Origin of the sequence: Psychrobacter sp. AOP3-A1-26 (assembly GCF_052378235.1) — a bacterium.
Lineage (GTDB): Bacteria > Pseudomonadota > Gammaproteobacteria > Pseudomonadales > Moraxellaceae > Psychrobacter.
Genome location: NZ_JBQSXN010000108.1, coordinates 1 through 8699, shown reverse-complemented (window position 1 = coordinate 8699; position 8699 = coordinate 1). Strand labels below are relative to the sequence as shown.

General features: G+C 41.9%; 6 protein-coding genes and 1 tRNA gene. 3 read left to right on the top strand and 4 right to left on the bottom strand.

The features are described 5' to 3' along the window. The first annotated feature begins 532 nt into the window (after positions 1 to 532). A complete protein-coding gene (locus ACT3TU_RS12965; protein ID WP_444784466.1) occupies positions 533 to 1735 on the top strand; it encodes a pyridoxal phosphate-dependent aminotransferase in 1203 nt (400 codons plus the stop codon). Positions 1736 to 1993: 258 nt separating this feature from the next. Continuing rightward, positions 1994 to 2069: transfer RNA gene (locus ACT3TU_RS12960), tRNA-Asn, on the top strand. 370 nt (positions 2070 to 2439) lie between these two features. Here ACT3TU_RS12960 and icmH read toward each other — a convergent pair. From icmH to ACT3TU_RS12940, 4 genes are all read right to left on the bottom strand, one after another. Then, positions 2440 to 3252 carry a type IVB secretion system protein IcmH/DotU gene (icmH, locus tag ACT3TU_RS12955; protein WP_192529070.1) on the bottom strand — a complete coding sequence of 271 codons (813 nt, stop codon included), beginning with the start codon at positions 3250 to 3252 and terminating at the stop codon, positions 2440 to 2442. Between the two features lie 84 nt (positions 3253 to 3336). Continuing rightward, entirely contained in the window at positions 3337 to 4683 is a 1347-nt protein-coding gene (tssK, locus tag ACT3TU_RS12950; protein WP_192529069.1) for a type VI secretion system baseplate subunit TssK, read from the bottom strand. Between the two features lie 9 nt (positions 4684 to 4692). Then, a complete protein-coding gene (locus tag ACT3TU_RS12945) occupies positions 4693 to 5367 on the bottom strand; it encodes a hypothetical protein (protein ID WP_444784465.1) in 675 nt (224 codons plus the stop codon). Between the two features lie 42 nt (positions 5368 to 5409). Next, complete coding sequence (locus tag ACT3TU_RS12940; protein WP_225735220.1) at positions 5410 to 6474, bottom strand: M15 family metallopeptidase; 1065 nt, start codon at positions 6472 to 6474, stop codon at positions 5410 to 5412. 413 nt (positions 6475 to 6887) lie between these two features. Between ACT3TU_RS12940 and ACT3TU_RS12935 the strand changes: the two genes are divergently transcribed. Then, a complete protein-coding gene (locus ACT3TU_RS12935; protein ID WP_444784464.1) occupies positions 6888 to 8645 on the top strand; it encodes a hypothetical protein in 1758 nt (585 codons plus the stop codon). Positions 8646 to 8699: the final 54 nt, after the last annotated feature.

Below are 8699 nucleotides of genomic sequence, written 5' to 3'. Positions count from 1 at the left end.
GTAATGAGAATGTTTAATTTTCTGGTAGAATCTGTCATGATAAACGTCCTTTTAGTTATTTTTAATTTTATTGAATTTACAATTTATCTCATCTTTAAATCTTGATTATTGTTTTTATTTAACTATTTGCATTAACTGCATTTAATTAACATATCATCTGTTTTATTTATAAAATCTAAACAATCATAGCGCAAGATTATCAGCCTATTGTTGTGGTTTCGCAATCAGCCAGTGTTTCAAACTGCTCAACACTTCTATCATAGCGCGCATAGAACGGCTGTTTCTCTCGTTATTTTAAATTACGAGCTCTATAATTTACGAGCCCTATAAGACAGCGTAATAGCTGCATGCTACAATAAAGCCAAAAGCGCTTTTGGTTGAGCGTCAATTATCTCTAAAAAAGTTTAAAGTGGCAGGTTTTCAATCTGCCTGAACTGTTTTTAAACTGTCTGATACACATTCTGATAACATCTAAACGCTATATAGCGAATATTATATTTTACCCACCCCACTCCATAAGAAAGGATTTCTCATGAGCGAACTGCAACTGTCTGACCGCGTCAATAACATCAAACCATCTCCTACGCTAGCGATTACCAATAAAGCCACAGAGCTAAAAGCAGCAGGTAAAGATATCATCGGTTTGGGCGCTGGCGAACCTGATTTTGATACACCAGAACACATCAAAAAAGCGGCTATTGATGCCATTAATGATGGTTTTACCAAATACACCGCTGTCGATGGCACACCAGAACTCAAAAAAGCCATCATTAAAAAGTTCAAACGCGACAATGACATCAGCTATGAGCCAAATGAGGTTTTAGTATCGGTCGGCGGTAAACAATCATTCTTTAACCTTGCCCAAGCCTTTATCAACTCAGGTGATGAAGTTATCATTCCAGCACCTTATTGGGTCAGCTACCCTGACATGGTCAAAATCGCAGAAGGCGTGCCAGTCATCGTCAAATGCCCAGCTGAGCAAGACTTCAAAATCACTGCCGAGCAATTAGAAGCCGCTATCACCGATAAAACCAAAATGTTGGTACTGAATAGCCCATCGAATCCAACTGGCATGATCTATACCTTAGATGAGCTAACAGCCATCGCTGAAGTATTGAAAAAACATCCAAAAATCTACGTTGCCTCAGATGATATGTACGAGCACATTCGCTGGACAGGTGATAAATTCTACAATATCTTGAATGCAGCGCCTGAGCTGAAAGACCGCGCCATTATTTTGAATGGTGTCTCTAAGGCCTATGCGATGACCGGTTGGCGTATCGGTTATGCGGGTGGCCCTGCCAAATTGATCGGAGCGATGAAAAAAATACAATCGCAGTCCACTTCATGCCCCACGTCTATCAGCCAAGTCGCAGCAGAAGCCGCTATCGATGGCGACCAAAGCATACTTGAGCCTATGGTAGAAGCTTTTGAAAAGCGTTGTGATTTGGTCGTTGACGGTTTAAATGCGATTAAAGGGATTACTTGCCTGCGTCCTGATGGTGCGTTTTATGTTTATCCTGACATCAAACCTTTAATTAAAGCGGCGGGTTTATCATCCTGTACTGAGTTCTCGGAATGGTTGCTCGATAAGGTTGGCGTGGCTGTTGTACCGGGTGATGCGTTCGGTCTTGGCGGCTATATGCGTATCTCTTACGCTACTGATGAAGCCACACTAAAAGATGCTTTGTCACGTATCGAAAAGGCGGTTGCTGATTTGGACGTGGCTGAATAAGTCTTTAAAAAATCATTCTAAACAACCTCTCTATAACAAGACGCTCCATAATATTTATGTGGGCGTTTTTTTATTCACCTCGCCATTGCTAAATCTTGGTGAAAAACCTCGGATTGTGCTATTAATACAATAATCTTTACTAATTATGCAAAAAAGGCTTGACGTATTTTTTATCTTTGCTAGAATACGCCCCACTTAGCAAGAACTCGTTAGAGACTTCTAAGGCTCGTTATAAGGTTTTAAACGCTTATAGCTTATTCTCCAATAGCTCAGTTGGTAGAGCAACGGACTGTTAATCCGTGTGTCCCTGGTTCGAGCCCAGGTTGGAGAGCCACATTTTAGTTGTAAATTTTTTGAATTATATTTAATTCAATTATGGCATTTGCCAAGACCCTCATCACTTTGATGGGGGTTTTTTTATGGCTGCTGTTTTTTTTCATTTGGAATGGATTTTTTTGGCTGGCAGTGTCTATGCAAACAGAAGCTGCGGAACCTATAGTCAGTGAAAGTAAAATCGATACATCACGTACTGCAGGTACAGTTTTTTCTAGCTTGCTGTGCCTACGCAGACAGAGGCTACAAAAAAACTATACCAGCAGTATCGTAGCGTCTTTAAAGTATTTTAATTATATGTTTAAAAACAAGCATCCCAGCAGCACGGTATTCTTTTGCAAGTGGATTCGCGGTATGGTTATCAGCAAACGCTAGGGTAAAAATATTGAAATATGCGCTTGCTCTTTGTTTTCTTGAATAACATTGTCGTATGCCGAGAGCTGCTCATTTGAAAAGCTATTGGTAAACTGCCACATGGTGGCAAATATCACGGTCAATAACACTGCCATGACGGCAAGGATAACCCATAATGGCGTCTCGCTAGTAAGCGTGTGCTTGATTTGGTCAGGAATCGCCCAAAACGGTGAGAACGCGTTTTTATTGCCGCGTAGATGCTCAATCTCATCGCCCAAACGCGAGATAAGATACCGAATTTTCTCTGGCGCTTCTAAACGATACTTGCCTTGAAAGCCAAGTAGCATCGCATAATGATACACCTCTAAAGCAGGTAGGCGCTTCTCTCCTTGCTCACGCAAACCATCTAAACGCTCAAAGAACTCATTGCCCGCGATTTGCGAACCAAACAAATCCAGTTGCAAAGGATTCATCTCCCAAGCATCTTTTAGGGTTTGAAACTCTGGGTCCTGCGTGGTCATGATGGTCTCATCAATCAGCGCACAGTAAGCGTATTTTGCCTCATGAATGTCTTCTGACAAAAAACCTTTTTTGCGAGCATCAACTTCGAACTTGTCCAAAAATGCATATATCTTTTGCCGAAAACTACGCGGCTCGCTACTAAAATAATGATTACGCAGCAGGAATACCAAATAAAAGCCGTCATACATAATATCGACCAGCGACTGGCTGCTGATACGTTTATCCAGTCCCGCTGCTGAGACTTTTGATGCTACCTCACCCGAATCCAATAGTGAGGGCGCAGAGCCCACTGAATTATTCCCTGACATGATTATTCCTAATGCTTATTGTTTCAAATACTATTTAGTGTCTATTGATCTTTCAACCTTAGCACCACTAGAGACGCGGCATAACTACTGTACGATGGCCATCAGCTCAATTTTTAAATCATCAAAGCCATTTGGCACATAAATACAAATAGATTCAGACTTTAGCATCTCGTCATACAGCTCACCTACTGGCTCGATGGTAAAGTAGCTAAAGCCTGGTCTTACCGGTATCGCGCTAGGTACTTGGGTGACGTGCGAAACAGGAGAGCCTGGCAGCGCAGAGAGAACACGTTTTTCTACTGAGTCAGGGGTCGCAACCTTGAAGCGGCGTGGCACGATGTCGATTAACTCGTGCATCGGTAGCGATGAGCTAACAGACAGATACAGCTGTGAGCCGCGCGTAATTTTGTCACTACTGAGATCACCTGTGTAGTAAGACGGTTTGGTCTGACGTAATGGAATTGAGATAAAGTTGCTGGCAATCACCGTATTGAGCAGCTCACGTATGATCGAGATAATACCGACAAACGATTCGTTGGCATTGTCATGATGATAAGAAGGCAAATCCCCTACTTTATATAATGAGCTAAAAGTAGCCAATTGACTGGCAACATTTAATAGCGCCTCATAAAGCCGTTCTGGGTGTAGTTTGGCATTATTATATAAATGGCTGATCTGAGAGTATGCGGTATTCAGCGTATGCAGCAGCCAAAAAGACGCAATATCTGAAGAGCGAAACTCTAACAAGTCATTGTTAGATTGACGATGATGGTCATACAATGAGGTGGACTTGGTATTAATCATGGTCATCAAACGATAGACTTGCCCAACGAGCGCAGCGTTACTGGTAATATGCACACTCGGGACGATATAATCATTATCGACTTGATAAACGCCTTGGGTGGTACGCACGAGCTTAGCGATCAATAAAGACACCGTATCTTGACTGGGCACTTGCGCAGAATGGCTTAATTGCAGACTTGGCGACAGCTTAATCACATCGATGACCGCTTCAGCGGCTTGACTATATAGGTCTTGCGCCTCAACAGCACCTTTGACATAGCGCGCTGGATTATCACTGTGATCCGTCTGAATATTACTGCCACCGCTATGGACAATTTCTAAGCTTAAAAATACAAAAACCTCATCGCCATTATCTTGAGTATCTAAGGTAACTGCTTTTGGCAATGCATCGGTGCGAGGTGCTTGGTATATGGTACCATCGGGCAATACTGCATAAATACTCTGAAAACTTAATAAATGACTTTCTAATAATTGCTCATCGATCTGAACCTCAGATACCCCATAAGCATAAGGGTGCGCCAGCATCATACTTAATGCTCGCTGCGAGTCATGATACGTGTCTTGAATTTGAAAATGCTGAGGACGCAAAAACAGCCCTTCGCCCCACAATACTCTATGTTTGCTCAAGACAATCTCCTACGAACAGCTGACTAATGGCTGCTGATAATATTTAAGTTTGGTACTAAATGTAGGCGCCAGCGCCGGGTCGATACCCTCAGTAATACTGACATCGCATGCGCCTATATTCAGCGTAAATGGCGTATCAAAATTGAGACTGGCAAGTGGAATAAGAAACTGTGAGCGCTTTTTGGTATACCTTAACCCCACTTTAACGGCGATAAAACGTGCATCTTGTGGAATATTTACCGTCAGACTGGAATCACGATTTGGAATCACACTGACTTCTTTGGCAGCCAATTCTTCAATATCACTGAACTCACTTTCTTCTTCTAAGAACGCAATATAAGCGGTGCTTGCTGTCCCTAGTTTGGCACGTCCAGCATTAGCGTTGGCAGCGGGTTTAATATGGAGTGTTATCTGCTGACGCGTTAGTTTTTCTTGTAGTGCTTGCTGCTCGGCACTCATGGTCGCAAGCTGCTGTTGCTGCTGCTCTAACTGCGCTTGCAAGCTTTGCAAATCGGCACTGTTTTTGCCACTACCAACGATATTACTCATGGTATTTCCAATAGGAGATTCGCCTGCCAGTGCCGACACCTTGTCATTTGATTTGCTCAATTTATCAGTGCTACATCCAGCGAGCACACCGCTTAGCAAACAACCAGTGGCTATTAATGCCATCGGCAATGTCATACATCTGTCCATATTTTCAATTTACCTTAAATCTTATTGTCATTATTGACTGGTCAAAATCTCTGCCATTTCTGGGCGCCCAAGCACCCCTTTTTTACGCAGCTCAACATGGCCAAGATCCATCATACGCCAATCACCACCCCACACAAGTCCAGCAGATTTGGCTACTTTACCATATAATTTATAGCCTCGCATCGCCCAAGGATCCTTTTCACTGATGACAATCTTACCATTTCTAATAAAGGCACTATCACCTGCCAAACCAAACTGATGATAGCTTTTATACGACCCCGCCTTGGTTACGTGAGAGCCTTTTCTGAGCAGCCTTGCTTGCCTTGCTGGGCTACGATAGCCTTCTAAAAGCACCATGTCATAGCCATACTGATCACTCATTACTTTATACACAGTCAACAGCCGTTGAACAAACTCTGAGTTCATTTTTTTCCAATTACGGTCAGCATTTTTGATATTGATATGGCCATTATTTAGATGTGAGGCCAGCATATCACCCGAATAACCCGTACTGTGATCTTGCGTATTTAGCTCAGACAAGTCAGGCTCAGGCAGCATCAGCGGTCTGCCAGCTTGAGGCACATTCGTTTGATTTTCAGGCCAATAGCCTTCCTCCGCTTTATCGGCCTGATAGCTTGCAACTTCGGCCTCTAACTCAGCGAACAACGCCTCAGGCGGCGCTGGCGGCGGTCTCAGGCGCTCTCCTATTAACAGCTGGCTGATTTGTGCGCTTGTAGTGCTGGGCCGCGTATCTTTTGCATGATACACCTCAAGTGAATGACTAGTAATCAAGGCATAACACAGCCCAGCCGTCGCCATGATAATCAACAGTGATAATGCCGATATCACTGGGAGTCGCGAAACATCTATTTTTGCAATAAACCGCCCAAACTGCTTGATACGATAACTAAATGGCTGCTTAGGTGGTTCTGTTGATGAATGCTTGGGTAATGAATGCTTAGTTCTGGGGCTGAATAATCGTTGAAAATAGATCGCAATCTTGCCCAATAATCGCGCGCACAGCTGCCGATCAAAGAGCATGACAATCATCATAATCGATAGCAACGTAAAGAAAGAAACGATCACATACATCATAAGACGATAAAACCAAAACGACGAAAAAAGACAAACAGGCGTTGGTAATTACTATTTTGTCAGTATTATATAGATAAAACATCTTCGTTGGAAATAAAGCCGACTTAATTATGCTATTTTCTTATTCTCCTGCCTTGGTTTTATTAATGCTGACGGGCTTTATACGAACGATTTATTATTAATATTGACTTAATAACGTGATAGACCTTATTAGTTCAGCTATTTATTAAAAAAATATAAAATTATCATTTCTACTTATTGTTGAATACGATCTTAGTAAAATAATATTAGTAAAATAAAGTCATTAAATTTAGTAGAAAGAACCTTGTAAATGCCATAGAATACTGCCTATAAATTTTGTAAACATAGTCATAAATACAATAAAAAACCAAACAAACAAGAGGTTTAAATAAGTGGGCGCAAAAAAAATACTGTCTTATGGCCGCTTTGTTGTCGTGATGCTCTTAGTGGCTTACCTGATTTTGGTCTGGATGTACTTTAAAGACAATGCTCGACAGCTTACCTCGTCCGGTTTGTTACTGTGGTTTGTTGCTATCCCCCTATTATTTGTTGGCGTTATCATGATGCTGTTGTGGTGGCAAAAAAGATTAAACAGCCAAGAAAGAGAAGCGTTAGATAGCACTGGGGCAAAATCTGATAAAAAAGCCCCCGTCAAACTGCCTGATACTTATCAGTTGTTTATCTATAGCCGTGTTTGTTTGCCCGAGGGGGATAGCTGGTCTGATGTGGTAGACAACGATGAAGACCTGACAGTATTAAGCGAAGATCTGATGGATATGGATGGGCTGCCAATACTGACCAAACCCATCGCCAGACTCACCGATGCTGCCTCCTTACCCTATGCTTACCTTTATGATGATTCTTTAGCAGACTCGGATTTTGATGATAACGAAGATACGCATACAGAGCACATGCCAGCGTTAAATGATGTAACTTTACGCTTATGCTCATTGGTTTATGAGCAGCTTGCGTCAAGCGATGAGATATTGTATATCCTCGCCGAGCACTTCCATCAGTACCATAAAAATAACAATACCCAACCCAACTCAGCCATTGATGTCCATCCTGAGTGGCAGCAGCATTATTTAGCGAGCGCCAGTGAAGAAAACAGCCAACCAGATAATGAGTCAGCCAATGACTCAAGCAACGATGACACGCTTTCTGTCTCTGCAGGTACATCGCTCGCCAAGCTACCCATTTATTTGTGCCTCCCTGCCAGCGCCGACTCAGCGTTACTTATTGCAGCCATCAAAGAGCAACTAGCGACCTACGGTATTCCTGAAGCACTACTCTCTATTGAAGTCATTCCGACTGATGATGTCACTATAAAAAATAACGTAGAAGATAGTATAGAAGATAACGTTGAGCTTGATGGTAGTCATGGTATTCATGGACCTAGCAAGTTTATTAACCGATATCTGATCCCATTGTCTCAGTCATCCGCCCCTGAGCTTTGCTTAATGCTCATTGCTGACTCACAGATAAATGAAGAATGGTTAGATGCTCATATGTACTCAAACTCTGCTTTTAATGTCATTCCTACCGAAGCTGGTGCGCTGTTGGTGTTTTCTAATCAAGCGGCTCAAGATGTACTCAATATCGATTCCAGTGCCAGTATTTTATTGACTGAGATTTGCGCCCCAAGTCCTAAAGATAGTGACGTTAAAAACAACAATAAACGCAGCTATTTCCAACACCTAACGGCTATCAAAAATCTATTGATAAACAATAACCTCTCACTGTCACCGACCGATACGACCGCGCTAAAAACCACTGATAAACCGACAACAAAACCAAAAAAAGAATCGTCTGACATCAAAGACAAAACTAATAACAAGACTAATGTCTCTCTAGCAGATATGAGTATTACCACTATTTCAGACATTAATCCATTAAAACAACCTTATGACCTATCAACGTATATGAACTTTCTCGAAGCATTTATAGCAAAAGGCGCTCTAGTAAATGAACATCATTTAGGGCATTATATGCCATTAAATAATTGGTTATCACCGTTTATCAGCTTATCACTGTTTGTTAATATGGTGGAAAAAAATCAACAAGAGTCAGATGAGATATTTTTAGTTACCCAACATAAGCACTGCTCTATGCTTTGGTTAGCAGACTTTTCTCAGACGCCTGAATCATAGCTTTGACAACTCTTTATCGTTGTAAATACTCGCTTTATTATCTTAAGACCACAC

Bases quoted from the DNA above. Each gene is read 5' to 3' on its own strand.
- ACT3TU_RS12965 (WP_444784466.1), top strand. From the start codon at position 533: ATGAGCGAACTGCAACTGTCTGACCGCGTCAATAACATCAAACCATCT.
- icmH (WP_192529070.1), bottom strand. From the start codon at position 3,252: ATGTCAGGGAATAATTCAGTGGGCTCTGCGCCCTCACTATTGGATTCG.
- ACT3TU_RS12945 (WP_444784465.1), bottom strand. From the start codon at position 5,367: ATGACATTGCCGATGGCATTAATAGCCACTGGTTGTTTGCTAAGCGGT.
- ACT3TU_RS12940 (WP_225735220.1), bottom strand. From the start codon at position 6,474: ATGATGTATGTGATCGTTTCTTTCTTTACGTTGCTATCGATTATGATG.